The organism is Achromobacter sp. CF-sbj1-Ac2-l (assembly GCF_052698165.1).
Genome location: NZ_CP199855.1, coordinates 1,281,646 through 1,305,797, shown reverse-complemented (window position 1 = coordinate 1,305,797; position 24,152 = coordinate 1,281,646). Strand labels below are relative to the sequence as shown.

General features: G+C 68.5%; 16 protein-coding genes. 8 read left to right on the top strand and 8 right to left on the bottom strand.

The window, feature by feature from the left end; translation table 11 throughout:
- Nucleotides 1–25: 25 nt before the first annotated feature.
- The 6 genes from ACUDCK_RS05975 to ACUDCK_RS05950 form a co-directional block, all read right to left on the bottom strand.
- Nucleotides 26–688, bottom strand: a complete 663-nt coding sequence (locus ACUDCK_RS05975; protein ID WP_144654936.1) for a helix-turn-helix transcriptional regulator — start codon at nucleotides 686–688, stop codon at nucleotides 26–28.
- A 53-nt stretch (nucleotides 689–741) separates the two neighbouring features.
- On the bottom strand, nucleotides 742–2,211 hold the full coding sequence (locus ACUDCK_RS05970) for an efflux transporter outer membrane subunit (protein ID WP_175167720.1): 1,470 nt from the start codon (nucleotides 2,209–2,211) through the stop codon (nucleotides 742–744).
- A 10-nt stretch (nucleotides 2,212–2,221) separates the two neighbouring features.
- Complete coding sequence (locus ACUDCK_RS05965; protein ID WP_175167721.1) at nucleotides 2,222–5,341, bottom strand: MexW/MexI family multidrug efflux RND transporter permease subunit; 3,120 nt, start codon at nucleotides 5,339–5,341, stop codon at nucleotides 2,222–2,224.
- Nucleotides 5,342–5,357: 16 nt separating this feature from the next.
- Nucleotides 5,358–6,488: an efflux RND transporter periplasmic adaptor subunit gene (locus ACUDCK_RS05960; RefSeq protein WP_064526004.1), complete on the bottom strand. Its 1,131-nt coding sequence runs from the start codon at nucleotides 6,486–6,488 to the stop codon at nucleotides 5,358–5,360.
- Nucleotides 6,489–6,716: 228 nt separating this feature from the next.
- Nucleotides 6,717–8,687 carry a BCCT family transporter gene (locus ACUDCK_RS05955; protein ID WP_054417589.1) on the bottom strand — a complete coding sequence of 657 codons (1,971 nt, stop codon included), beginning with the start codon at nucleotides 8,685–8,687 and terminating at the stop codon, nucleotides 6,717–6,719.
- 120 nt (nucleotides 8,688–8,807) lie between these two features.
- The gene (locus ACUDCK_RS05950) at nucleotides 8,808–9,431 is read right to left on the bottom strand and encodes a TetR/AcrR family transcriptional regulator (protein WP_175167722.1); all 624 of its coding nucleotides are present in this window, start codon (nucleotides 9,429–9,431) and stop codon (nucleotides 8,808–8,810) included.
- A 167-nt stretch (nucleotides 9,432–9,598) separates the two neighbouring features.
- On the opposite strand from ACUDCK_RS05950, the gene ACUDCK_RS05945 reads away from it, so the two are divergent.
- The 3 genes from ACUDCK_RS05945 to ACUDCK_RS05935 are packed head-to-tail and all read left to right on the top strand — an operon-like array spanning nucleotide 9,599 to nucleotide 15,500.
- Nucleotides 9,599–10,774 carry an efflux RND transporter periplasmic adaptor subunit gene (locus ACUDCK_RS05945; RefSeq protein WP_081330254.1) on the top strand — a complete coding sequence of 392 codons (1,176 nt, stop codon included), beginning with the start codon at nucleotides 9,599–9,601 and terminating at the stop codon, nucleotides 10,772–10,774.
- Entirely contained in the window at nucleotides 10,771–13,944 is a 3,174-nt protein-coding gene (locus tag ACUDCK_RS05940; RefSeq protein ID WP_116792040.1) for an efflux RND transporter permease subunit, read from the top strand. The genes ACUDCK_RS05945 and ACUDCK_RS05940 overlap by 4 nt, the downstream gene beginning before the upstream one ends.
- Before the next feature lie 2 nt (nucleotides 13,945–13,946).
- Nucleotides 13,947–15,500 carry an efflux transporter outer membrane subunit gene (locus tag ACUDCK_RS05935; protein ID WP_445659298.1) on the top strand — a complete coding sequence of 518 codons (1,554 nt, stop codon included), beginning with the start codon at nucleotides 13,947–13,949 and terminating at the stop codon, nucleotides 15,498–15,500.
- Between the two features lie 48 nt (nucleotides 15,501–15,548).
- Here the strand turns inward: ACUDCK_RS05935 and ACUDCK_RS05930 are convergent, their stop codons facing one another.
- Entirely contained in the window at nucleotides 15,549–16,319 is a 771-nt protein-coding gene (locus ACUDCK_RS05930) for an IclR family transcriptional regulator (protein WP_082401890.1), read from the bottom strand.
- Between the two features lie 265 nt (nucleotides 16,320–16,584).
- On the opposite strand from ACUDCK_RS05930, the gene ACUDCK_RS05925 reads away from it, so the two are divergent.
- The 5 genes from ACUDCK_RS05925 to ACUDCK_RS05905 all read left to right on the top strand — a co-directional run bounded on the left by ACUDCK_RS05925 (nucleotide 16,585) and on the right by ACUDCK_RS05905 (nucleotide 22,232).
- The gene (locus ACUDCK_RS05925; protein ID WP_175167724.1) at nucleotides 16,585–17,598 is read left to right on the top strand and encodes a Bug family tripartite tricarboxylate transporter substrate binding protein; all 1,014 of its coding nucleotides are present in this window, start codon (nucleotides 16,585–16,587) and stop codon (nucleotides 17,596–17,598) included.
- The gene (locus ACUDCK_RS05920; protein WP_175142140.1) at nucleotides 17,598–18,488 is read left to right on the top strand and encodes a polysaccharide deacetylase family protein; all 891 of its coding nucleotides are present in this window, start codon (nucleotides 17,598–17,600) and stop codon (nucleotides 18,486–18,488) included. The genes ACUDCK_RS05925 and ACUDCK_RS05920 overlap by 1 nt, the downstream gene beginning before the upstream one ends.
- Nucleotides 18,485–19,255 (top strand): polysaccharide deacetylase family protein, encoded by a 771-nt coding sequence (locus ACUDCK_RS05915; protein WP_054501625.1) that lies wholly within the window; start codon nucleotides 18,485–18,487, stop codon nucleotides 19,253–19,255. Before ACUDCK_RS05920 ends, ACUDCK_RS05915 begins: the two co-directional genes overlap by 4 nt.
- Before the next feature lie 203 nt (nucleotides 19,256–19,458).
- Nucleotides 19,459–20,595: a C45 family autoproteolytic acyltransferase/hydolase gene (locus ACUDCK_RS05910; protein ID WP_054501626.1), complete on the top strand. Its 1,137-nt coding sequence runs from the start codon at nucleotides 19,459–19,461 to the stop codon at nucleotides 20,593–20,595.
- A 74-nt stretch (nucleotides 20,596–20,669) separates the two neighbouring features.
- The gene (locus ACUDCK_RS05905) at nucleotides 20,670–22,232 is read left to right on the top strand and encodes an ABC transporter substrate-binding protein (protein ID WP_175167725.1); all 1,563 of its coding nucleotides are present in this window, start codon (nucleotides 20,670–20,672) and stop codon (nucleotides 22,230–22,232) included.
- A gap of 302 nt (nucleotides 22,233–22,534) precedes the next feature.
- Here ACUDCK_RS05905 and ACUDCK_RS05900 read toward each other — a convergent pair whose 3' ends face one another.
- On the bottom strand, nucleotides 22,535–24,094 hold the full coding sequence (locus ACUDCK_RS05900; protein WP_064522938.1) for an ABC transporter substrate-binding protein: 1,560 nt from the start codon (nucleotides 24,092–24,094) through the stop codon (nucleotides 22,535–22,537).
- Between the last annotated feature and the right edge of the window lie 58 nt (nucleotides 24,095–24,152).

Sequence of the window (24,152 nt, the reverse complement as noted above, 5' to 3'; positions counted from 1 at the left end):
CGCCAGGGGGAGTCGGCCGCGGCGATCAGGCGCGCGCGCTGACGCGGTAGGCGCAGCGGCGCGCGCCCAGCAGAATGTGCTCTTCTCGCTCGACGCGCACCTCATCCCCCAGCACCTGCCGGAACAATTCCAGTTCGCTGCGGCAAAAGCCCATGCAGGCCTGGGCCGCCGCACAGATCGGACAGTGGTTTTCGATGAACAGGAAGTCGTCGCCGTCGCGGCGCATCTCGGCCATGTAGCCCTCGGCCGAGCGCACCCGCGCCAGGCATTCGAGCCGTTGCGGCAGGTCTTGCGCGCCCTCGAGCCCCTGCCGGTAGGTCGCCAGCATGGCGGCCTCGCGCACCGCAATCAGCTTGTCAACGCCTTCCTCGCCGAACACCTGGCGCACGGCGTTGATCATCTGCACCGTCATGTCGGCGTGCGTGTCGGGGAAGCGGCGCTGGCCGGCATCGGTCAGGAACCAGATCTGCGTGGGGCGGCCGCGCCCCGCGCTGCGGCTTTCGGAATCCACCAGCCCATCCGCGTGCAGCCGCGCCATCTGCTGGCGCACCGCCTCGGCCGTGACGTCGAGCGCCTTGGCGATGACCGCGACCGACTGCGGGCCGCGCGTCTTGAGCGTCATGAGCACGCGGTCCGCCGGCTGGTGCGGTTGCCAGGAAATGGGATGGGACAGAGTGTCGTCGGACATGGAAGATCGGATGGGCGCCAAGCCCTTATGGTGCCACGAACCGCGCCCGTCAGTCAGCCGGCCGGCGCGGGCGCGGGCGACTGCGCTCGCGGGGTCTCGGTTTCCGACGGCGCCTCCCAGCCGCCGCCCAGCGCCTTGTAGAGCGCGACCAGGCTGGTGTAGGAGGCCGTTTCGGCCTGCGCCACCGCGTCCTGCGCCCGCAGTTGCGTGCGCTGCGCGTCCAGCACCGTCAGGTACGGCGTGCCGCCTTCGCGGTAGCGCAGGCGCGCCAGTTCCGCCGCCCGGGCGCTGTGGGCGGCCGCCTGCGCCAGATTACCGAGCCGCTGCTGGGTCTGGCCATACTGCGTCAGCGCGCCCTCCAGTTCCTCGACCGCCTGCAGCACGGTCTGTTCGTAGCGCGCCACCTCGCCCACCGAACGCGCCTGCGCCGCGCGCTTGCGCGCCAGCGCGGTAGGCAGGTGGAAGGCCGGCCAGTTGACGCCGGACGCCACGCTGAAGGCGCGGCTGGAAGCGCTGCCGAAATCGGCGCCGCGCAGGGCCACGAAGCCCAGGAAGCCGCCCAGGTCGATGCGCGGATACAGCTCGGCGGTGGCCACGCCCACGTCGGCACTGGCCGCCGCCATGTTGCGCTCGGCCGCCCGGATGTCGGGACGGCGCGACAGCAAGGCGCCGACGTCGCCGATCGGCAGGCGCGCCGCCAGCGGCGGCTGCGGCGTGGCCGCGTCCAGTTCGCCCAGTTCCACCGGCCTCAGCCCGGCCAGCACCGCCAGGCGGTACAGCGCCAGGCGCCGCGCGGTTTCCTGCGGCGGCACGCTGGCCTGCACGGTTTCGAGTTCGGCGCGCGCGCTGGCCAGGTCGCCCTCGTCGCCGCGGCCGGCCGACACCATGGCCTGGATAATGCGCAGGCTGTCGCGCTGACTGTCCAGGTTGGCGCGCGCCACCGCCAGGCGTTGTTCGGCGCCGCGCAGCTCGAAGTAGTTGCGCGCCACCTCGGCCACCACCACGATGCGGGCCTGCGCCAGGTCGGCGGCCTGGGCCTCGCTGCGCGCCGCCGCGCCCTCGGCCGCGCGGCGCAGGCGGCCGAACAGGTCGATCTCCCAGGCGGCGTCAAAGCCGGCGCGGTAGCTCTTGGCGAGGTTGCGCTCGCCCGCGTTGCCGGGATTGGCCTGCGACAGGCTGCGCTCGAAGCGCCCGCCCAGCGTCACGGTGGGGAACTGGTCGAGTTCCTTCTCATCCAGCACCGCGCGCGACTCGGCCAGGCGTGCCTGGGCGATGCGGATGTCGTGGTTGCGTTGCAGCGCCAGGACCACCAGGCGGTCCAACTGCGGATCCTGCAACTGCTTCCACCAATCCTGCTGCACCCGGTCGGTGGAGAACAGCGCCTGCTCGGGACTGGCCAGCGCCACCGGCGCGGCCTGGGGTTTCTGATAGTCGGGACCGACGGCGCAGCCGGCGGTGGCCAGCGCGGCCAGCAGCGCCAGGGTGCCGCGACGCAGGCGTTTGGACAGGTCGGGATGTTTCATGATCGGTTCCTCAATGCGATTCGGCCGGGCGCGACGTTGCCGCCGGCAACGCGTCCTCGGCCTGCGCCCGGGCCAGTTCACGGGCGCGCGGCGTGTCGTTGGCGGCGCGGTGGTCGCGCGCCAGCACGGTGTAGACGGTGGGCAGCACGAACAGCGTGAAGAGCGTGCCGACCAGCATGCCGACCACGATCACCAACCCCAGGCTGTAGCGGCTGTGGGCGCCGGCGCCGCTGGCGAACAGCAGCGGAATCAGGCCCACCACCATGGCGGCGGTGGTCATCAGGATAGGCCGCAGGCGGATGCGGGCGGCGTGCTCCATGGCGCTGCGCCGGTCCAGGCTGTGGCTGACCTGCATCTCGTTGGCGAACTCCACCATCAGGATGCCGTGCTTGCTGATCAGCCCGATCAGCGTCACCAACCCGATCTGGGTGTAGATGTTGATGGTCGCCATGCCCAGCGCCAGCGGGATCAGCGCGCCGCAGATCGACAGCGGCACGCTCACCAGGATGATGAACGGGTCGCGCAGGCTTTCGTACTGCGCCGCCAGCACCAGGTAGATGACGATGATGGCGAAGATGAAGGTGATCATCAGCGCCGAGCCTTCCTGGCTGAACTGGCGCGCGTCCGACTGCCAGTCGTAGCTGAAGCCGGCCGGCAACTGCTGCGCCTGGCGCGTCAGGAACTGCACCGCATCGCCCATGGTCACGCCCGGCATCGGGATGGCCTGGAAGGTGGCGGCGTTGAGCTGGTTGAACTGGGTCAGCTTGTTGGGCTCGACGCCCATCGACACCGACACGAAGTTCGACAGCGGCACCTGCGCGCCGCTGGCGCTCTTGACGTAGTACCGCGCCAGCGATTCGGGCGAGATGCGCTGCTGGCGCAGGCTCTGCGGGATCACGTCGTACGAGCGGCCGTCCATGCCGAAGCGGTTGACGTAGTTCTCGCCCACCAGCACCGCCAGCGTGTCGCCCACCGCCTTCATGGTGACGCCCAGGCTGTTGGCCTTGGCGCGGTCCACCTTCAGTTGCACCACCGGGTTGTTGTAGTCCAGGTCGCTGTCGACCACCATGAAGAGACCGCTGGCGCGCGCCGCCTGCTTCAGGTTCTCCATGGCCTCGTACACCACCGGATAGTCGGCCGCGCTCATGATGACCATCTGCACCGGCAGGCCGCCGGTCGAGCCGGGCAGCGGCGGCAACTGGAAGGCGAAGATGTTGCTGCCCTCGATCTGGTTGACCATCGACTGCATGTCGGCCTGGATCTGGTCGGCCGAGCGCTTGCGCTCGTGCCAGTCGACGAAATTGACGCCGCCGATGCTGTTGGAGACGCCGTCCGAGCCGTTGATGAGCCAGCGGCCCTTCTGCTCGGGCAGCGTCGCCATCACGTCGTCCCACTTCTTGCCGAACTTCTCGACGTAGTCGATGTTGGCGTGCTGCGGCGACTTGATCGCGGTGAGCACGGTGGACTGGTCCTCGACCGGCGCCAATTCGCGCTGGGCAGCGTTGTACAGGAACGGCAGGCTGGCCATCACCGCCACCGCCAGCAGGCCGGTGACCCAGCGATGATGCAGCGACACATCCAGCAGCCGGCCGTAGGCCTGGCCCAGGCGATTGAAGAAGTGCTCGGCGCGGCGCGCCATCCAGCCCTCGGACACGTGGCTGTTGAGCAGGAACGAACTCATCACCGGCGACAGCGTCAGCGCGATCACGCCCGACACCACCACCGCCCCCGCCAGCGTGAAGGCGAATTCCTTGAACAGCGAACCGGTGAGGCCGCCCATCAGGCCGATCGGCGCGTACACCGCCGCCAGCGTGATGGTCATGGCGATGACCGGGCCGGCCACTTCGCGCGCGCCGATCAGCGCCGCGCGCACCGGCGACTTGCCTTCCTCGATATGGCGGTGCACGTTCTCGACCACCACGATGGCGTCGTCCACCACCAGGCCGATGGCCAGCACCATGGCCAGCAGCGTCAGCAGGTTCACGCTGAAGCCGAACAGCGCCATGATGGCGGCGCCCCCGAGCATCGACAGCGGAATGGTGATCACCGGGATCAGCACCGCGCGCAGCGAGCCCAGGCACAGGAAGATCACCGCCACCACGATGACGATGGCTTCCATCAGCGTATGCACCACGCCGTCGATCGAGGCGCTGATGAAGCGCGCCAGCTCGAACGGCACCTGCACGCTGGTGCCCGGCGGCAGGTTCTGCTTGATATTGGGCAGCAGCTCGTTCAGGCGCTTGACGATCACCAGCGGGTTGCCGACCGGCGTGGCGTTCAGGCCGAAGTACACGGCCGGCTCGCCATCCATCAGGCCGCTGGAGTCGGTCGAGGCCGCGCCCAGCTCCACGGTCGCCACGTCGCCCAGGCGCACGATGGCGTCGCCCTCGCGCTTGATGACCATGTCGCGGAACTCGGCCACGTTGACAAGGTCGGTGTTGACCTTGATGTTGGACACCACATACAGGCCCTTGGCCTGGCCGGGCGCGGCCTGCACGTTGTTCTGGCGCAGGGCCTCGGCCAGCTCGCCGGCCGAGATGCCGCGCGCCGCCAGCCGGTCGGGATCGAGCCAGACCCGCATCGCCAGCTTCTGGCCGCCGTACAGTTCCACGCTGGCCACGCCGTCGATCGACGACAACTGCGGCTGTACCACGCGCGACAGGTAGTCGGTCAGCGCCGGCAGCGACATGGTCGAGCTGGAGAACCCCACGTAGGCCACAGCCGTCGCCTCGCCGGCGGACTTGACCAGCACCGGGTCGTAGGCGTCCTGCGGCAGGCGGTATTTGACTTCGTTGACCTTGGCCATGACCTCGGTCATGGCCTTGTTGGAATCGGCGTTGAGCTTCATGCGCACCGTGATCACGCTGCGGCCCTGGGTCGAGGACGACGACAGGTAGTCGATGCCTTCGACGGTGGCGACGGATTGCGCGATGGGTTGGGTGACGAAGCCCTGCATCAGGTCGGGCGAGGCGCCCGGGTACTGCGTGGTGATGGTGATGGTGGTGCTTTCGGTCAGCGGGTACTGGCGGATCGGCAGGCCGCTCAGGGCGCGCAGCCCCATCAATAGCAGCAGTGTGCTGACCACCAGCGCCAGCACCGGCCGGCGCACGAACAGATCGGTGAACTTCATGATCGGCTCCGCGGGTTCAGCGGGCTTGCGCCACGGAGTGCGGCGCGGCGTCCAGCGCCACGGTGTCCTGGGCGCTGATCTCGACCGGCGCGCCGTTATGCAGGCGCAACTGGCCCGAGGTCACCACGCGGTCGCCGGGCTTGAGGCCCTTGGTCACCACCACCCGGCCGCTGGCGCGCTCGGCGGTCTGCACGTAGGCCTGGGTCACGGTCGGCGGCGCCGATGCGTCGCCGGCCTTGGGCGGCGTCACCACATAGACCGAGTCGCCGTAGGCGCTGTAGCTGACAGCGGTTTCCGGCACGGTCAGCACGCCGGGCCGCGGCGGCAGCACCACCTGGCCGTGGGCGAACATGCCCGCCGCCAGCGCGCCGTCGGTATTGGCCAGCGTGGCCTGCACGCGCACGGTGCGCGAGCCCGGGTCGACCTGCGGCTCGATGGTGGTGACGGCGCCTTCGAAGACCCGTCCGGCGTGGGCGTCGACCGTCACGGTCACCGGCTGGCCGGCGCGCAGCGCGCCCAGCGCCTGTTCGGGCAAGGTGATGTTGGCGTAGACGCTGGTCGCGTCGGTCAGCGACACCAGCGGATCGCCGGCGCGGGCGAACTGGCCCAGATTGACGCGGCGCACGCCGAGCACGCCGTCGAACGGCGCCTTGACGCGCTTCTGTTCGATCAGCGCCTGGATGCGCTTGATTTCGCCGGCGGCCTGGTCGTAGTCGGCCTGGGCCTGGTCCAGTTGTTCGCGGGTCGCGGCCTGCAGCGGCACCAGGCGGCGGGTGCGCTCCAGCAACGCCCGGGCGTTCCTGGCCTGGGCCTGCAGGCGCGCCAGTTCGCCCTGCTCGGGCGCGTCGTTCAGTTGCACCAGCAGTTGCCCGGCGCGTACCCGCTCGCCGGGCGTGAACAGGATCTGCGCCACCCTGCCATCGACTTCGGCCGGCACCAGCACCTGCCGCGTCGCCTCGATCGAGCCGATGCCCGACAGCGCCGCCGGGAAGTCGGCCTGCAACACGGGCGCCACCGCCACCTTGGCCGGCGCCATGGCCCAGCCGCCCTTGTGCTGCGCGCCGCCGAATTTCCAGTACAGCCCGCCCCCCGCCACCACCGCCAGGGCCAGCACCCCGGCGACCCATGCACCCGATTTCGCCTTCATGATTCTCTCGCTATTTATCAAAGGAATTGCTTGGATAATCCTAGAAAAATCAGACGAAGTCAAAAAACCTAAAGTAATGTTGAGGATTGAGGAAACCTATCGGCGCAAACGGGCAAGAAAAAACCGCCGGCGAAAGCCGGCGGTTTGCGGGGAAACGGGTTGCGACGGGACGCGGGTAGCGCGCTTCCGGCGCCAGGGATCGGCGCCGCGCGACAGGCGGGCGCTAGCCTAAGTGCGCACCATGTGCAGGTAGTGGCGGTGGCGCTCGTACTGGTCGAGGATGTCGCCGATGACGGCATCACGGCTCCAGCCCATGATGTCGTAGTCCTGCCCGCCCTCGCGCAGGTGGACCTCGGCGCGGAAGTACTTGCGTTCCTCTTCGTCGGCGGCCTCTTCGGGCGTCAGGCTGGGCCGCACGAAGGCCTGCGGCTGCACCGAATAGAAGAAGTCCAGGTGTTCGCCATGGTTCACTTCCAGCACCACGCCGCCCTCGCCGTCGCCTTCCTTGACCGCCACCGCGTAGCCCTGCTTGCGCAGTTCATCGGCCACGTCTTCCAGGGCCGGGGTCACCACGTCCGCGATGAAGCGCAGCACATGGGCGCGGCGCGGCATCATGACCATGTTGCGCAGCCGCCGTTCCCACGACTGGCCGCCGCGCGCCGGGCGCGACAGCGTCAGCGACTGGTAGCGGATGCCGCGCTTGGTGGCGTCGAGCTTGAGCGCCTTGAACAACCCCCACAGCGACAGCAGCAGGATGACCGAGAACGGCAGCGCGCTGGCGATGGTGGCCGTCTGCAGCGCCGTCAGGCCATCGGCCAGCAGCAGCGCGATGGCCACGGCGCCCATCGACAGCGACCAGAAGATGCGCTGCCACACCGGCGTGCGGTCGGCGCCGCCCGAGGCCAGCAGGTCCACCACCAGCGCGCCCGAATCCGCCGAAGTGACGAAGAACACCGCCACCATGGCGATGGCGAAGATCGATATCACACCGCTCCACGGCAACAGCTCGAAGAACGCGAACAGGGCCAGGGAGTTGTCGTCCTTGACGGTGTCGGCGAACCCCTTGATGCCGTCGACCAGGATGAAGTGGATGGCGGTGTCGCCGAATACGGTCATCCAGAACAGCGTGAACCCGGCCGGCACCAGCAGCACGCCGCTGACGAATTCGCGGATGGTGCGGCCGCGCGAGATGCGGGCGATGAACAGGCCCACGAACGGCGACCAGGCGATCCACCAGCCCCAGTAGAACAGGGTCCAGCCGCCGATCCAGTCGGTCGGCTCATACGCATACAGGTTGAAGGTCTTGTTGACGATGTCCGACAGGTAGGCGCCGGTGTTCTGCACGAAGGTCTGCAGCAGGAACACGGTGGGGCCGGCCACCAGCACGAACAGCAGCAGGATCACCGCCAGCACCATGTTGGCTTCGGACAGGATGCGGATACCCTTGTCCAGGCCGCTGGCCACCGACAGCGTGGCCAGCCCGCAGGTGATGACGATCAGGATGATCTGCGGCATTACGCCCACGGGAATGCCGAACAGATGGTTCAGGCCGCTGTTCATCTGCGCCACGCCCAGCCCCAGCGAGGTGGCCACGCCCAGCACCGTGCCGATGATGGCGAAGATGTCGACCGCGTGGCCGATGGGGCCGTGGATGCGGTTGCCGATCAGCGGATACAACGCCGACCGCAGCGTCAGCGGCAGGCCATGGCGGAAGCTGAAGAAAGCCAGCGTCAGCGCCACCACGGCGTAAATGGCCCAGGCGTGCAGGCCCCAGTGGAAGAAGGTGATCTTCATGGATTCGCGCGCCGCCGCCGCGGTGGCGCCCTCGCCCACCGGCGGCGACATGAAGTGCATGACCGGCTCGGCCACGCCGAAGAACATCAGGCCGATACCCATGCCCGCCGAGAACAGCATGGCGAACCAGGTGAAGTTGCGGTAGTCGGGCTCGCTGTGGTCGGGCCCCAGCTTGATGTCGCCATAGCGGCTGATGGCCAGGAACGCCACCGACAGCAGGATGATGGCGACCACCAGGATGTAGAACCAACTGGCGTTGCCGAGGATCCAGCCCTGGATCGATTCGAACAGGTTCTGCGCGGTCCTGGGCGTCGCGATGGCGAAGCCCACCAGCAGCAGCGTGAACAGCGCCGCCGTGTAGAAGACCGGGCGATTGATGGTGGATGGTCGGGTTTCTGAAGACATGCTGCCGCTCCTTTCGCCCGAGGGATGCGCAAGGCAACGGCGCTGGCCCCCTCAGTCCAGCCGGCGCGCCGCCGTTATTACTATCATGCCGCCGCTGGCGGTGACAATGCCCGCGGGGCCCTAGCCGGGGTCGCGTTCGCCGAACACCACGCGGCGGAAGAATCCCTCCAGCACCGACTGGGTGGTCTCGGCGCTGACGTTCTGCGGGTCGAAGGCGAAGCTGAACTGCATGCCGTCGGACAGCGCCAAGAGGCCGATGGCCAGCTCACGCGCCGGCAGCGGCAGTGGCGTGCCGACGCGCTCGGAAAACTGGCGGATGTATTCGGTGGTGGCGTCGCGCAGCTCGCCCATGCAGGCGATGAAGCCGACCCGGAACTCGGGGTCGCGGGCGGCCTGCAGCTTGGCTTCCATCCACAGCAGGAAGCACTCGTTGTCGCGGAAATGATTGCTGTAGTAGTGCAGCACGCTGTCTTCCATCTGCTGGCGGGTTTCGCCGGCCTCGAAGATGGCGCGCATGTCGCCCATGACGTTTTCGTGGTCGCGCTTGAGCAACTGCAGGAACAGTTCGGACTTGCTGGCGAAATTGGAATAGAAAGCGCCGCGGGTATAGCCGGCCAGCTCGGCGATGTCCTCGACGCTGGCCGCCACGAAACCCTTGGTCAGGAAGATCGATTGCGCGGCATCGAGCAGACGCTGGCGCGTCTGGTCACGGCTTTGCTCTCGGGTAAGGCGGACTTTTGACATGCGCCGATTCTATCATCTGGAACGATTTCAGATTCATACTTGTATTTGAATACATAGCCGCATTAGAATCCATCCCGTATCGGATTGCCAGGGTGTCCCGCCGGCCTGGAACGGCCTGCCGCCTCGCGTCCCGCCCTCCTCCTCCTGCCCGCGTCGCGAGGTGTTTCGTGAATTCTTCAGGTTCTTGCGCGCCCGTCGCCGCGCGCAATCCCGCCGCCGCCGCGGCGTCTTCCCGCCTTTCCCCGCGCCGCCGCTGGCCGGCGCTCGCCCTGGCGCTGACGCTGGCGCTGGCCGGCTGCGGCAGCAAGGAAGCCGAGGCGCCGCCGCCGCGCCCGGTGGTGGCCATGCCGGCCAAGGCCGACGCCGCGCTGCCGGCCTGGACCCTGCCGGGTGAGGTGCAGGCGCGCTACAGCACGCCGCTGTCATTCCGCGTGGGCGGCAAGATCATCGAACGCAAGGTGCGCCTGGGCGACACGGTCAAGCCCGGCCAGGTGGTCGCCCGGCTCGATCCCGCCGACGCCACCAAGAACGCCGCCGCCGCCCGCGCCCAGTTGTCGGCCGCCCAGCACCAGTTGGACTACGCCAAGCAGCAACTGGACCGCGACCGCGCCCAGGCCCGCGAAAACCTGATCGCCGCCAACCAGCTCGAACAGACCCGCAACGCCTACGCCTCGGCGCTGGCGCAACGCGATCAGGCGGCGCAACAGGCCGCGCTGTCGGCCGACCAGCTCAACTACACCACTCTCGTGGCCGACCATGCCGGCGTCATCACCGCCGAACAGGCCGACACCGGCCAGAACGTGGCGGCCGGCCAGGCGGTCTACAACCTGGCCTGGTCGGGCGACGTCGACGCGCTCTGCGACGTGCCCGAAAGCGTGCTGGCGGGGCTGGCCATCGGCCAGCGCGCCACCGTCACCCTGGCGCCGCTGCCCGGCAAGACCTTCAGCGCCGTGCTGCGCGAGATCGCGCCGGCCGCCGATCCGCAGAGCCGCACCTATCGCGCCAAGCTGACGCTGGAATCGCCCTCGCCCGAGGTGCGGCTGGGCATGACCGCCAACATCAGCTTCGACAACCGCCAGGCCAACGGCGCCACCACCTACACGGTGCCGGCGACGGCGCTGTTCCATGACGGCACCGAGCCCGCCGTCTGGATCGTCAAGCCGCAGGAAGACACGCTGGAGCTGCGCCGCGTGCAGGTGCTGCGCTATGACGCGCGCAGCGTCACCCTGTCGCAGGGCGTGCAGGCCGGCGAGCGCGTGGTGTGGCAAGGCGTGCACGCCGTGTCGGCCGGCGAAAAGGTCCGCGCGGTGCCGCCGCTGCACCCCGAGGACTTCGCATCATGAGCGCGCCGGTTCCCGAGAATCAGAACGCCGCGCACCGCCACGAGGAAGGCAAGTTCAACCTGTCGGCCTGGGCCCTGCGGCACCAGCCGCTGGTGATCTTCCTGATCACGCTGGTGACGCTGTTCGGTGTGCTGTCGTATTCGCGCCTGGCGCAGTCGGAAGACCCGCCCTTCACCTTCCGCGTGATGGTCATCAAGACCCTGTGGCCCGGCGCCACCTCGCAGCAGGTGCAGGAACAGGTCACCGACCGCATCGCCAAGAAGCTGCAGGAAACGCCGTCCACCGACTTCCTGCGCAGCTACTCGCGCCCGGGCGAATCGCTGATCTTCTTCACCATGAAGGACTCGGCCCCGGCCAGCGAGGTGGCCAACGAGTGGTACCAGGTGCGCAAGAAGGTCGGCGACATCGGCGCCACCCTGCCGCAAGGCGTGCAGGGGCCATTCTTCAATGACGAGTTCGGCGACGTCTACACCAACATCTACACCCTGGCCGGCGACGGTTTCTCGCCGGCGCAGTTGCGCGACTACGCCGACAATCTGCGCACGGTGCTGCTGCGCGTGCCGGGCGTGGCCAAGGTCGATTACTTCGGCGAGCAGCCCGAGCACGTCTACATCGAGATCAGCAACACGCAGCTCACGCGCCTGGGCGTGTCGCCGCAGCAGATCGCCGAGGCCATCAACAGCCAGAACGCGGTGGCCAGCGCCGGCACCCTGACCACCGCCGATGACCGTATCTTCGTGCGTCCGAGCGGCCAGTTCCAGGACACCCGCGCGCTGGCCGAGACGCTGATCCGCGTCAACGGCAAGTCGATCCGGCTGGGCGACATCGCCACCATCCACCGCGGCTACGACGATCCCCCGGCCGAGCAGATGCGCACGCGCGGCGAGCCGGTGCTGGGCATCGGCATCACCATGCAGCCGGGCCAGGACGTGGTGCACCTGGGCAAGGCCCTGGAGGCCAAGTTCGGCGAGCTCAAAGCGCGCCTGCCGGCCGGCCTGACGCTGACCGAAGTGTCGAGCATGCCCAAGGCGGTGTCGTTCTCGGTGGACGAATTCCTGCGCTCGGTGGCCGAGGCCGTGGCCATCGTGCTGATCGTGAGCCTGGTGTCGCTGGGGCTGCGCACCGGCATGGTGGTGGTGATCTCGATTCCGGTGGTGCTGGCGGTGACCGCGCTGTTCATGGACATGTTCGGCATCGGCCTGCACAAGGTCTCGCTGGGCACGCTGGTGCTGGCGCTGGGCCTGCTGGTGGACGACGCCATCATCGCGGTCGAGATGATGGCGGTGAAACTGGAACAGGGCTGGAGTCGCGCGCGCGCCGCCGCCTTCGCCTACACCAGCACCGCTTTCCCGATGCTGACCGGCACGCTGGTGACGGTGGCCGGCTTCCTGCCGATCGCGCTGGCCAAGTCCAGCACCGGCGAATACACCCGCTCGATCTTCCAGGTGTCGGCGATCGCGCTGATCACCTCTTGGTTCGCCGCGGTGGTGCTGATCCCGCTGCTGGGCTACCGCATGCTGCCCGAGCGCAAGCGCGAGGCGCACCTGCCAGATGACCACGAGCACGACATCTACAACACCCGCTTCTACCAGCGCCTGCGTGGCTGGGTGGCGTGGTGCGTGGACCGGCGCTGGCGCGTACTGCTGGCGACGGTGCTGGTGTTCATCCTGTCGATGGCCGGCTTCGGCCTGGTGCCGCAGCAATTCTTCCCCAGCTCGGACCGCACCGAGCTGCTGGTGGACGTGCGGCTGCAGGAAGGCGCCTCGTTCGCGGCCACGCTGCGCCAGGTCGAGCGGCTTGAAAAAGTGCTGGACGGCCGGCCCGAGATCGCCCATTCGGTGAGCTTCGTCGGCACCGGCGCGCCGCGCTTCTACCTGCCGCTGGACCAACAGTTGGCCACGCCCAACTTCGCCCAGATCGTCATCACCGCCAACTCGGTGGAAGACCGCGAGAAGCTGGCGCACTGGCTGGAGCCGGTGCTGCGCGAGCAGTTCCCGGCGATCCGCAGCCGCCTGTCGCGGCTGGAAAATGGCCCGCCGGTGGGCTTCCAGGTGCAGTTCCGCGTGAGCGGCGACAAGATCCCCGAGGTGCGCCAGGTGGCCGAGAAGGTGGCCGCCGAAGTGCGCGCCGACAGCCGCTCGGTCAACGTGCAGTTCGACTGGGACGAACCGTCCGAGCGCTCGGTGCGCTTTGACATCGACCAGCAGAAGGCGCGCGAGGTCGGCGTAAGCTCCAACGACATCTCCAGCTTCCTGGCGATGACGCTGTCGGGCTACACCGTGACGCAATACCGCGAACGCGACAAGCTGATCAACGTCAGCCTGCGCGCCCCCGACAGCGAGCGGGTCGATCCGGGCCGCCTGGCCACGCTGGCCATGCCCACGCCCAACGGCCCGGTGCCGCTGGGCAGCCTGGGCCAGGTGCGCTACGGCCTGGAATACGGCGTGATCTGGGAACGCGACCGCCAGCCCACCATCACCGTGCAGGCCGACGTCAAGGCCGGCGCGCAGGGCATCGACGTGACCCACGCCATCGACAAGAAGCTGGACGCGCTGCGCGCCGAACTGCCGGTGGGCTACCGCATCGAGGTCGGCGGCCCGGTCGAGGAAAGCGCCAAGGGCCAGTCGTCCATCAACGCGCAGATGCCCATCATGATCGTGGCGGTGCTGACGCTGCTGATGGTGCAGTTGCAGAGCTTCGCCCGCGTGCTGATGGTGGTGCTGACCGCGCCGCTCGGCCTGATCGGCGTGGTGGCCGCGCTGCTGCTGTTCGGCAAGCCGTTCGGCTTTGTCGCCATGCTGGGCGTGATCGCGATGTTCGGCATCATCATGCGCAACTCGGTAATCCTGGTCGACCAGATCGAGCAGGACATCAGCGCCGGGCACAAGCGCGTGGACGCCATCGTCGGCGCCACGGTGCGGCGCTTCCGCCCCATCACGCTGACGGCGGCGGCCGCGGTGCTGGCGCTGATCCCGCTGCTGCGCAGCAACTTCTTCGGCCCCATGGCCACGGCCTTGATGGGCGGCATCACCAGCGCCACGGTGCTGACGCTGTTCTTTTTGCCCGCGCTGTACGCGGCCTGGTTCCGCGTGCGCCACGACGAGCGCGAGGAGCCCGAAGGCGTGCCGCCCGGCGCCCACGCCGGCGACAACGTAGAACGAGGAGCCTGACGATGTCCCTCCGTCTCCCGACCCCGGCCTGGCGCCTGGCCACCCTGCCGCTGCTGCTGGCGCTGGGCGCCTGCGCCTTCGCCCCCGACAGCAAGCCGCCGGCGATGGCGCAGCCCGCGCAATACGGCGTCGAAGCGCTGCCCGCCGCCGGCGCGCCGGCGCAGGGCGTGGCCCAGCGCTATGCGCGCGACGGCCGTCCGGTGCCCGAGTGGTGGAAACGCTTTGGCTCGGACGCGCTCAACGCCATGGTGGAAGAAGGCCTGGCCAACAGCCCGGACCTGGCCGCGGCCGAGCGCAATCTGGCCGGCGCGCGCGAACAGTTGCGCGGACAGGTCAATTCGTCGCTGCTGCCATCGGTGGATGCCGGCGCCGACGTCTCTCGCAAGCGCGCGCTGACCATGCCGAACCTGCCGCAACCCACGGCGCTCTACAACGTCTTCACCGGCCAGGTCCAGGCCAAGTACGACCTCGACCTGTTCGGCGCGGCGCGCTTCGAGAACGTGTCGCGCGCGGCCCAGGTGGAACAGCAGGCCTATCAGCTCGAATCGGCGCGCCGTTCCCTGGCCGGCAACATCGTCACCGGCGCCATCACCTCGGCGTCGCTGGCCGAGCGGGTGGCGTTGACCGAAAAGCAGGTGGTGCTGGCGCGCCAGGTGGCGCGCGACACCCAGCGCCGCTACGAACTGGGCTCGGCCTCGCAGAACGACGCGCTGCAGGCCGACCAGGACGCCGCCACGCTGGAAGCCTCGCTGCCGGGCCTGCGCGCGCAATGGCAGGCCACGCGCCACGCGCTGGCGGTGCTGATGGGCCGCAGTCCGGATCAGGCCCCGCCGGACCTGGCCTTCGCCATGATCGCCGTGCCCGAGGAGGTGCCGGTGCTGGTGCCGTCCGAACTGCTGGCGGCGCGGCCCGACATCCACGTCGCCGAGGCCGTGCTGCGCGCGGCGGCGGCCGACGTGGGCGTGGCCACGGCGCAGTTGTTCCCCAGCCTGTCGCTGTCGGCGTCGATGGGCAAAGGCGGCTTTAGCTGGCCGACGGCATTGTCGGGCGCGGGCTCGATCTGGGCGGTGGGCGCGTCGCTGACGCAGCCGATCTTCCACGGCGGCGCGCTGCTGGCCGAACGCAGCGCCGCCAAGGAGCGCTATGAGGCGGCGGTGCTGCAATACAAGCAGACCGTGCTGACCGCCTTCCGCGACGTGGCCGACACGTTGGCGCAACTGGAGGCGGACGGTCAGGCGCTGGCGTCGGCCGAGGCCTCGCGCCGGGCCGCGGAGCAGTCGCACCGCAACACCGCCAACCGCGTGCGCCTGGGCGCCCTGGCGCCCTACACCGCGTACGCCAGCGAACAGCATTACGTCGCGGCGCGGGTGCGGGAAGTGGAATACGCCAATGCCCGCCTGACTGAAACGGCGGCGCTGTTCCAGGCGATGGGTTCGCCGGTGCGCGCGCCGCAAGCGTCGGCGCAACGGCCCAACGAAGGTGCGGCGGCCAGTCCGCAAGCGGCTCAACCGCAGCAGCAGCAGCAGCAGCAGCAGCAGCAGCAGCAGCAGCAGTAGTGACCGCTACGCCGCGCTGCCCGCGCGGCGCCCACAGGCCCCCGGCGCCTACGGCGCGGGGGCCTGTTCCTTGATGCGGGTTGCCAGCGCCAGGGACTCGATGCGCCGCGCCGCCGCCTGCAGCAGCGCCGTGGTCTTGTCCTGCGCGATGGTGTTGAGCCGGGTCGCCAGGAAGGTCACGGTCAGCGCGCCGAAGATGCGCCGGTCTTCCTGGAACACCGGCACCGCGATGCCGGCGCGTTCCGGCGAAATCTCGCCCACCCCCAGATACGCCCCCCGCACCCGGATCTCGTCCAGGTGGCGGATGAACTCGGCCTGCGTCGCGCCCAGGCCCGCGGCCTCGACGTCGGCGGCATGCCCTTCGTAGAGTTTGCGCTGGTCCTTGCGCGGCAGGAACGCGAGGATGGTCTTGGCGGTGGCGCCGCGGAACAGCGGGTGGGCGCGGCCGCGGCCGTGCGGGATGCCGAGCGCGTCGGGACCGCGCTCGTGGTGGATGTTGAGGATCCGCAGGCCGTGGATGACGCTGAGCAGCACGTCGCCGCCGACCTGGTCCACGACCTCTCGCATGATCGGACGGGCCACGCCCAGCACCGGATCGCCGTCGATGATGAGATGGTCCAGCTCGATGATGCGCGGTCCCAGCTTGTAGCCGCCGCCCGTCATGCGCAGCAGGTAGCCCAGGTCCGACAGGTCGCGGATGTAGCGATAGCCGGTCGGCGCCGAGTAGGACAGCTTGGAGATGATCTCTTCGGCCGTCAGCACCGGCGTGGCCAGGCTGAAGAGGTCGAGGATCGCGAGGGCGCGCTTCAGGGTGGACATGGAATCGGCGGACATCGGGCGAGGCGGAATCGGCGCAGCGTATCACAGGGATCCCGGAGCCCCGCAGCGCCATAACCCACGGCTATCAGCCCAAGCGCGGCACTTCGACTCATACTATCAGCTTCGTTATTTTTATCATTTATAGATAAAAACTAATTGGTTAAGATTGTTTTTTATCGAATAATGATACTTAAGCAGCAGACCAGCAGACAGAAAAAAGTCCGCGGCCCGCCTCGCCCGGCATGCACATCCAAGGGGAAATCGCATGAAGCAGTCCAGCAGCAGGCCCGGCGGCATCAGCCGCCGGCAATTCATGGCGGCGTCGGCCGCCTCGTTGGCGGGCGCCGCGCTCGCCCGTCCCGGCGCGGCCCGCGCGGCCGGCTACCCGTCGGAACACCCGATCCAGTTCATCGTGCCGTTCCCGGCGGGCGGCGGCACCGACCTGGTGGCGCGGCCGCTGGCCCAGGGCATCGGCGAAGCGCTCAAGCAGAGCGTGGTGGTGATCAACAAGGGCGGCGCGGCCGGCATCATCGGCACCCAGCAGGCGGCGCGTTCGGCGCCCGACGGCTACACCGTCGCGCTCGGCTCCACCGGCACCCACACCGTGAACCAGAGCCTGTACGAGAACATCGCCTACGACCCCATCAAGGACTTCGAGCCGGTCTCGATGGTCTGCTACTACAACAACGTGCTGGTGGTGCACCCGTCGTTCCCGGCCAGGACCCTGCAGGAGTTCGTCGCCCTCATCAAGGCCAACCCCGGCAAGTACTTCTACGGCATCACGCAAAACGGCAGCTCGGCGCACCTGGCCATGGAACTGCTCAAGGCCACGGCCGGCCTCGACCTGCCCGGCGTGCCCTACAAGGGCGCGGCGGCGGCGGTCAACGATTTCCTGGGCGGCCAGTTCCCGGTGCTGATGGACGTGGTGATCAACCAGCAGCAATTCATCCAGGGCGGCAAATCGCGGCCGCTGGCGGTGACGTCCGCCGCTCGCTCGCCCGCCCTGCCCGACGTGCCGACGGTGGCCGAGTCCGGCTATCCGGGCTATCAGGCGATCGGCTGGAACGGCGTGTTCGTGCCCGCCGGCACGCCGCCGGCCATCGTCCAGACGCTCAACGGCGCGGTGCAGAGCGCGCTCAAGCAACCCGCCCTGGCCCAGCTTACGCAGAACGGGCTGGAACTGCACGGCGGCACGCCGGAAGAACTGCGCCGTTTCGTCGCCACCGAAAGCGAGAAATGGCGCACCCTGATCAAGAACGCCAATATCAAGGCCACCTGATGCAAGCCATTCCCTATGGCGTCCCGCTGGACGCCGACGCCAATCCCTGGCTGGCGCTCGACCATGAACTGCGCGCCGAGCGCCGGCGCGCGCCATCGGCCCCGCCGGTGCGGGCCGTGGTGTGCGTGACCGTGCACGTCGACGGCCCCGCCGTCGAGGTCGGCCGCAAGCAGTTCCCCGGCGGGGGCATCCATACCGCCGGCCGCTACGCCATCCGCCGCGGCGTGGCACGCCACCTGGAGATCCTGGCGCGCCACGCCATGCCGGCGACCTTCTTCGCCTGCGGCTACGACGTCGAGCATTACCCGGACACCTTCCGCGCCATCCTGGCCGCCGGCCATGAGATCGCCGCCCACGGCTACCTGCACGAAGCCTGGGACCTGGGCGAGGACGAACCCGCGCTGTTGGAGAAGACCCACAGCCTGATCCAGCAGCGGCTGGGCGTGACGCCGGTGGGCTGGTGTTCGCCGTCGGGCCGCAAGAGCCACCGCACCCTGCCCACGCTGCGGCGGCTCGGCTACCGCTACGACGCCAGCGAAAAGGACCGCGACCGCCCTTACCTGCCGGCCGGCGGCAACGATGACTTCGTCATGCTGCCGAACAACACGGTGTCGCTGGATGACTATCCGTTCTATTTCACCGGCCACAGCCTGGCCGCCGAGGCCTGCGACAACTGGATCGAGGAATTCGAAGCGCTGCGCCAGGCCGAGGGCTACATCCACCTGACGGTGCACCCGAAGGCCGCCGGCGGCTCCGGCACGCCGGCCCGCGCCGCCGCCATGGACCGCTTCCTGGCCTACGTCGGCGCCCAGCCGGACGTGCACTGCATGACGCTGGATGCGCTGGCCCGCCACTGCCTGGCCCGCCCCGACGCCTGGAGAACCGCATGATGGCCACCAAGACCGTACTGGTCACCCTCAACGTGCAGGGGATCGGCCCCGAAGCCGCCGCCCGCCCGGAACACGAGCTGCACGGCCGCGACGGTCACGGCCGCTACACCTATGGCGGCGGCCTGGCGCGGGTGCTGGACATGCTGCGGCGCCAGCAGATCCGCGCCACCCTGTTCTGGCCGGCCTTCGAGGCCGAACGCTGCCGCGACCTGCTGGACCAGAGCCTGCGCGACGGCCATGAGGCCGCCTCGCAGGGCAACGCCTTCGAAGACCTGGCCACGCTGGGCGAGCGCGAGGCCGAGGTGCTGCAACGCGGCCGCGACCGCCTGGCGGCGCTGACCGGCCAGGCGCCGCAGGGCTTTCGCTGGACCGGCGGCGGCTTCAGCCCGCGCACCCTGCCACTGCTGCGCGAGCTGGGCTACCGCTATGACAGCAGCGCCATCGACGACGACGCGCCCTACGCGCTGGACGCCGACGGCGCGCCGGGCATGGTCGAACTGCCCTGGAGCGAAGGCCTATGCGACGCCAGCCATTTCAGCCGCCGCGTCACCCAGGACCGCGCCTATGCGCACCTGGCCGAACAGGGCGAAGCCCTGCTCGCCGCCGAGGGCTACGCCTGCCTGACGCTGCACCCGCGCGCCGACAACGGCGTGGGACGCGCCGCGCGGCTGCAGATGGTCGAGCGGCTGCTCGACCGCCTGCGCGCCGCCGGCGCCGGTTTTGCGCGCTGCGGCGATCTGGCGCGCGAACACGCGGCGCGCCCCTGACGATGCTGCGCGCCCCTGCCGACACGCCTGTCCGCCCGCCCGGCGGGCGGCACCCCGGCAATGTGGCGGCGGTCTGCGCTCACGTCGTGCCAGCGCTTCATCCTCGGGCAAACCCTCGGTAATATTGGCGCCAAAATAAGCTAATATTTTTGCAACATTCTCCCCTTCCCCGACCTCACGGCGCCGCGCGCCGCTATCCGTCCATGACCCAGATCACCCAATTCCCCTTCGTATCGGTCTCCGGTACCCCCGAGGCCCGTGGCCGCGCCTATGGCCAGCAGGCCGCCGACCGCGTGCGCAAGAGCGCCGCCATGTACGGCCAGACGCTGGTCGATCTGGGTTATGACGCCATGGCGCGCACCCGCCTCATCGAAAGCTTCGCCCGCGAGATCGAGAACTTCGCGCCGCACTACCTCGAGGAAATGCGCGGCATCGCCGCCGGCGCCAACGTGCCCTTCGAAGACATCGTGATGGTCAACGCCCGCACCGAAGTCATCGCCAAGGCCCGCGCCGAAAAGAAGAAAGCCGCCGAACTCGAACCGGGCGACGGCTGCACCGGCGCCCTGATCCTGCCGACCCGCTCGGCCAACGGCCGCCTGATCCATGGGCAGAACTGGGACTGGCGCGCCGAATGCGCCGAGACCGCCATCGTGCTGCGCGTGCGCAACGACAACGGCCCGGACATTCTGACCTTCGTCGAGGCCGGCGGACTGGCCCGCAGCGGCCTGAACAGCGCCGGCGTGTCGATCACCGCCAACTACCTGGAATCCGACCGCGACTTCCGCCAGTTGGGCGTGCCGCTGTCGCTGATCCGCCGCAAGGTGCTGGAGCAGGAGCACTTCGCGCTGGCCATCAAGGCTGTCAGCACCACCCAGAAGTCGTGCTCGAACAACATCATGATCGGCATGGCCGCCGGCTTCGGCGTGGACTACGAGTGCACCACCGATGAAGCCTTCCCGATCTACCCGGGCGCCGATGACCTGATCGTGCACGCCAACCATTGGGTCAGCGAAGTCGCCCTGGGCAAGCTGCGCGACACCGGCCGCGCCAGCACCCCGGAGAGCGCCTACCGCGACTGGCGCGTGCGCCGCCTGCTGAACGAAAAGGACAAGCTGACGCGCGAAGACCTCAAGCGCGCGCTGTTCGACGACTTCGGCACGCCCTACTCGGTCTGCCGCCCGCCGCGCCCCGGCAGCCACGACAATCTGTCGGCCACCGTCGCCATGGTCGTCATGGAGCCGGCCGCCGGCCTGATGGAAGTGGCGCCGCTGCCGGCGCTGAACCGCACGTTTACCCGCTACAGCCTGGACGCCGATCCCGAGCTGCTGGCCGCGGCCTGAAGCTTTCCCGGTCCACTGACCGCCGGCGGCGGCCGGATCCCTCCGCCGCCCTCGCAACCCCTGGAAACGCATCGATGAAAACAAAACTCCTGAATACCGCGGTTGCCCTGGCGCTGGGCGCGCTGGCAGGCTCCGCGCTGGCCCAGGCGCCCGCGCCGCTGCGCATCTCGTTCACCGCCGACATCCGCTCGACCGAGCCCGGCGTGAACCGCGACAGCAACAGCGACGCGGTGGTGCTGCACATCGTCGAGGGTCTGGTGGCCTACGGCGAGGATGCCGAAGTGCGCCCCCTGCTGGCCGAATCCATCGACATCAGCCCCGACGGCAAGACCTACACCTTCAAGCTGCGCCAGGGCGTCAAGTTCCACAACGGCGCGCCGCTGACCTCGGCCGACGTGCTCTGGACCTGGCAGCACTACACCGCCGCCAACGGCGGCTGGCGCTGCGCCAGCGAATTCGATGGCCGCGGCACCGTCAAGGTCACCGGCGTCGAGGCGCCCGACGCCCAGACCGTGGTCTACCACCTGGAAAAACCCAGCAGCCTGTTCCTGGCCTCGCTGGCGCGCGCCGACTGTGGCGGCACCGGCATCCTGCAGAAAGCCTCGGTCAAGGCCGACGGCACCTGGGACAAGCCCATCGGCACCGGCCCCTTCGTCTTCGCCGAATGGAAGCGCGGGGAATATGTGCGCCTGACCCGGTTCGCCGACTACGCCAACCGCGACGGCAAGCGCGACGGCTACACCGGCTCCAAGCGCCCCCTGGTCGATGAAGTGCGCTTCGTCATCGTGCCCGACGACTCCACCGCCAAGGCCGCCCTGCAACGCGGCAATATCGACATCATCGAGGACGTCTCCAACAATGACGTGCCGGTGCTGCAAGGCACCCCCAACGTCAAGGTCGCCTACGCGCCGGTCATGAGCATGACCGCGCTGCTGCTGCAGACCAGGGACCCGCTGCTGTCCAATCCCAAGCTGCGCCAGGCCCTGGCCCACGCCATCGACTACGACCAGTTGGCCGCCGCCGTCACCGAAGGCCTGGCCAAGCCCAACAACTCCATCGTCCCGCTGGTCTCGCCTTACCACGACGCCACCCAGAAGGAAGGCTGGAAATACGACCCGGCACTGGCCCAGAAGCTGCTCAAGGAAGCCGGCTACAAGGGCCAGGAGATCGAGCTCATCACCACCAAGCGCTACCCGCAGTCGTACAACTCCGCCGTCATCATCCAGGCCATGCTGCAGGCCGTCGGCATCAACGCCAAGCTGTCCGTGTCCGAATGGGCCACCCAGCTCGACCGCTACAACGCCGGCACCTACCAGATGATGACCTTCCCGTACTCCGCCCGCCTGGACGCGGCGCTGAACTACGAAATGGTCACCGGCGACAAGGCCAAGCAGCCGCGCAAGGTCTGGGACAATCCCGACGCCCAGAAACTCCTGGACGCCGCCTCGGTCGACACCGACCACGCCAAGCGCCAGGCCTCCTTCGACCAGCTGCACAAGCTGTTCCTGGCCGACGTCCCCAGCATCCCGCTCTACAACGGCCTGGACATCGGCGCCTTCCGCACCGACATCAAGGGCTACACCCCCTGGGCCGTGAAGAAGCCGCGCGCCTGGGAAGTGGAGCGCGTGGCGAAGTAACCCGCGCAACGCCAAGCAAAGAGGCCGCGAAAAGCGGCCTCTTTGCATTGCAGCACATGATAGAAAAAAACCGCCCCGGCAACCGTCAAGCTTCAACGGTGGAGTCCGGGGCGGCGTTGGCCTGGCGTGCGCGGGGCGTGTAGATGCGCCCGAGGGAATCTGAAGGAACAGCCGCAGGCTGTGACGAAGATGACGAAGGGGAAGTCCGGAGCGAACGCTCCGGACCGCAATCGTAGCCCCGCGCACGCCAGGCCAACGCCGCCCCGGACGGCCCCAAAAAGAGACCGCCCGAAAAAAGCGACTTACTTGCCAACGATCTTGGTCTCCCAGGCCCGCGGCTTCCCCTCCCAGACCGAAAACCCCTGCACCCGCTTGTTGGTCGCCCAAGCATCCGCCCCGTTATAAAGCACCAACAAAGGCGTCTGCTCCAGCATCAACGCATGCAGTTGGTCAAACAGCTTCTGCCGCTTCGCCGGATCCGACTCCAGGAAACTCTCATCGATCAGCTTCTGCGCCTCGGGATCATCCCAGACCTTGCGCGGCTGCTTGCTCTTGTCGCCCGCGAACTGCTCGAAACTCAGCGCCGGATCGATCCGCGACGAGAACGTGAACGAACTGATCTGGTACTTGCCCGTGTTGTAGCGGTCCAACTGCGTGGCCCACTCCAGCACCTCGATCTTGGCATTGATGCCCACCGCCTGCATCATCGCCTGCGCGATCACCGCCACCTGGTAGCTTGGCACATGCGCGCGCTTGTTGGCGTAGATCACGATCGGCTCGCCCTTGTAGCCCGCTTCCTTGAGCAACTGCTGCGCGCGCGCCGGATCGTATTTGTAGGTGCGCTTCTCGGCTTCCTGGTAATAGGCCGAGCCGGCATACACCGCCGAATTGTTCAACTGCCCCAGCCCTTCGGAAGCCGCCGCCACCACCTGCGGAATATCCAGCGCCGCCGCGATCGCCTGGCGCAGCTTGACGTTCTTTAGCACCGGATCCTGCGTCTGGAACAGCAGCGTGTGCTTGGTGGCGTCGTGCGGGCTCATCACCGACACCGCCACATTGTTCTTCAGCTCGGCCACGTCGGTGATGGTGATCTGGCTCGCGTCGATCGCGCCCGACACCAGGCCGGCCTTGGCGGTCGACGGGTCAGGCACCACCAGGAAGCGGACCTCGTCGGCCAGCGGACGCTTGGCGCCGACGTAACCGTCCGGCTTGTCGCCCGCGCCGGGCGACACGTAGTCCTTGAACGCCGTCAACAACACGTACTCGCCGCGCTTCCATTCCTTGAACTGGTACGGGCCGGTGCCGACCGGCTGCTTCCAGGAGCCATCGGCGTTGACCGAATCCTTGCTCAGGATCGCCGTCATGCCGCAGTCGGTGCGCGCCAGCGAATCGAGAAACACCGCCGACTTGCGGTCGATCTTGATGACGACCGTCTGCGCGTCCGGCGCGGTCACGTCCGTGACCTTCAGGCCGTTGCGGCCGTCGAAGTCGCTGCGGCAGCGCCAGTCCGTCTTCGGATCCATGTAGCGCTGCCAGCTCCAGAGCACGTCGGCCGAGGTCAGCGTGGCGCCATTGTGGAACTTGACGCCGTCGCGCAGCTTGAAGGTATAGGTCAGGCCGTCTTCGGACAGGTCGACCGACTTGGCCAGCAGCGGCGCCACCGTGCCGTTCTCCCGGTAACCCACCAGGCCCTCAACCATGTTCAGCACCACGCCGTCGGTGGTGTTGTCGCGGTTGACGCCCGGATTGGTCGAGCGGATGTCGGCCGGCTGGGCGATGGTCAGGGTGGCGGCCTGGGCCGCGCCCGCGGCGGCCAGGGCCAGGCTGAGCGCGAGCGCTCGGGAAACAGGAAGGTGGTGCATTGTGGAAATCCCCCGGGGGCATGCGGCGCCGGATTCATAACTATATTGGCGCCAAAAA

Excerpts from the sequence above, each read along its gene's own strand:
- ACUDCK_RS05975 (WP_144654936.1), bottom strand. The coding sequence starts at position 688 with ATGTCCGACGACACTCTGTCCCATCCCATTTCCTGGCAACCGCACCAG.
- ACUDCK_RS05970 (WP_175167720.1), bottom strand. The coding sequence starts at position 2,211 with ATGAAACATCCCGACCTGTCCAAACGCCTGCGTCGCGGCACCCTGGCG.
- ACUDCK_RS05965 (WP_175167721.1), bottom strand. The coding sequence starts at position 5,341 with ATGAAGTTCACCGATCTGTTCGTGCGCCGGCCGGTGCTGGCGCTGGTG.
- ACUDCK_RS05960 (WP_064526004.1), bottom strand. The coding sequence starts at position 6,488 with ATGAAGGCGAAATCGGGTGCATGGGTCGCCGGGGTGCTGGCCCTGGCG.
- ACUDCK_RS05955 (WP_054417589.1), bottom strand. The coding sequence starts at position 8,687 with ATGTCTTCAGAAACCCGACCATCCACCATCAATCGCCCGGTCTTCTAC.
- ACUDCK_RS05950 (WP_175167722.1), bottom strand. The coding sequence starts at position 9,431 with ATGTCAAAAGTCCGCCTTACCCGAGAGCAAAGCCGTGACCAGACGCGC.
- ACUDCK_RS05940 (WP_116792040.1), top strand. The coding sequence starts at position 10,771 with ATGAGCGCGCCGGTTCCCGAGAATCAGAACGCCGCGCACCGCCACGAG.
- ACUDCK_RS05935 (WP_445659298.1), top strand. The coding sequence starts at position 13,947 with ATGTCCCTCCGTCTCCCGACCCCGGCCTGGCGCCTGGCCACCCTGCCG.
- ACUDCK_RS05930 (WP_082401890.1), bottom strand. The coding sequence starts at position 16,319 with ATGTCCACCCTGAAGCGCGCCCTCGCGATCCTCGACCTCTTCAGCCTG.
- ACUDCK_RS05925 (WP_175167724.1), top strand. The coding sequence starts at position 16,585 with ATGAAGCAGTCCAGCAGCAGGCCCGGCGGCATCAGCCGCCGGCAATTC.
- ACUDCK_RS05920 (WP_175142140.1), top strand. The coding sequence starts at position 17,598 with ATGCAAGCCATTCCCTATGGCGTCCCGCTGGACGCCGACGCCAATCCC.
- ACUDCK_RS05915 (WP_054501625.1), top strand. The coding sequence starts at position 18,485 with ATGATGGCCACCAAGACCGTACTGGTCACCCTCAACGTGCAGGGGATC.
- ACUDCK_RS05910 (WP_054501626.1), top strand. The coding sequence starts at position 19,459 with ATGACCCAGATCACCCAATTCCCCTTCGTATCGGTCTCCGGTACCCCC.
- ACUDCK_RS05905 (WP_175167725.1), top strand. The coding sequence starts at position 20,670 with ATGAAAACAAAACTCCTGAATACCGCGGTTGCCCTGGCGCTGGGCGCG.
- ACUDCK_RS05900 (WP_064522938.1), bottom strand. The coding sequence starts at position 24,094 with ATGCACCACCTTCCTGTTTCCCGAGCGCTCGCGCTCAGCCTGGCCCTG.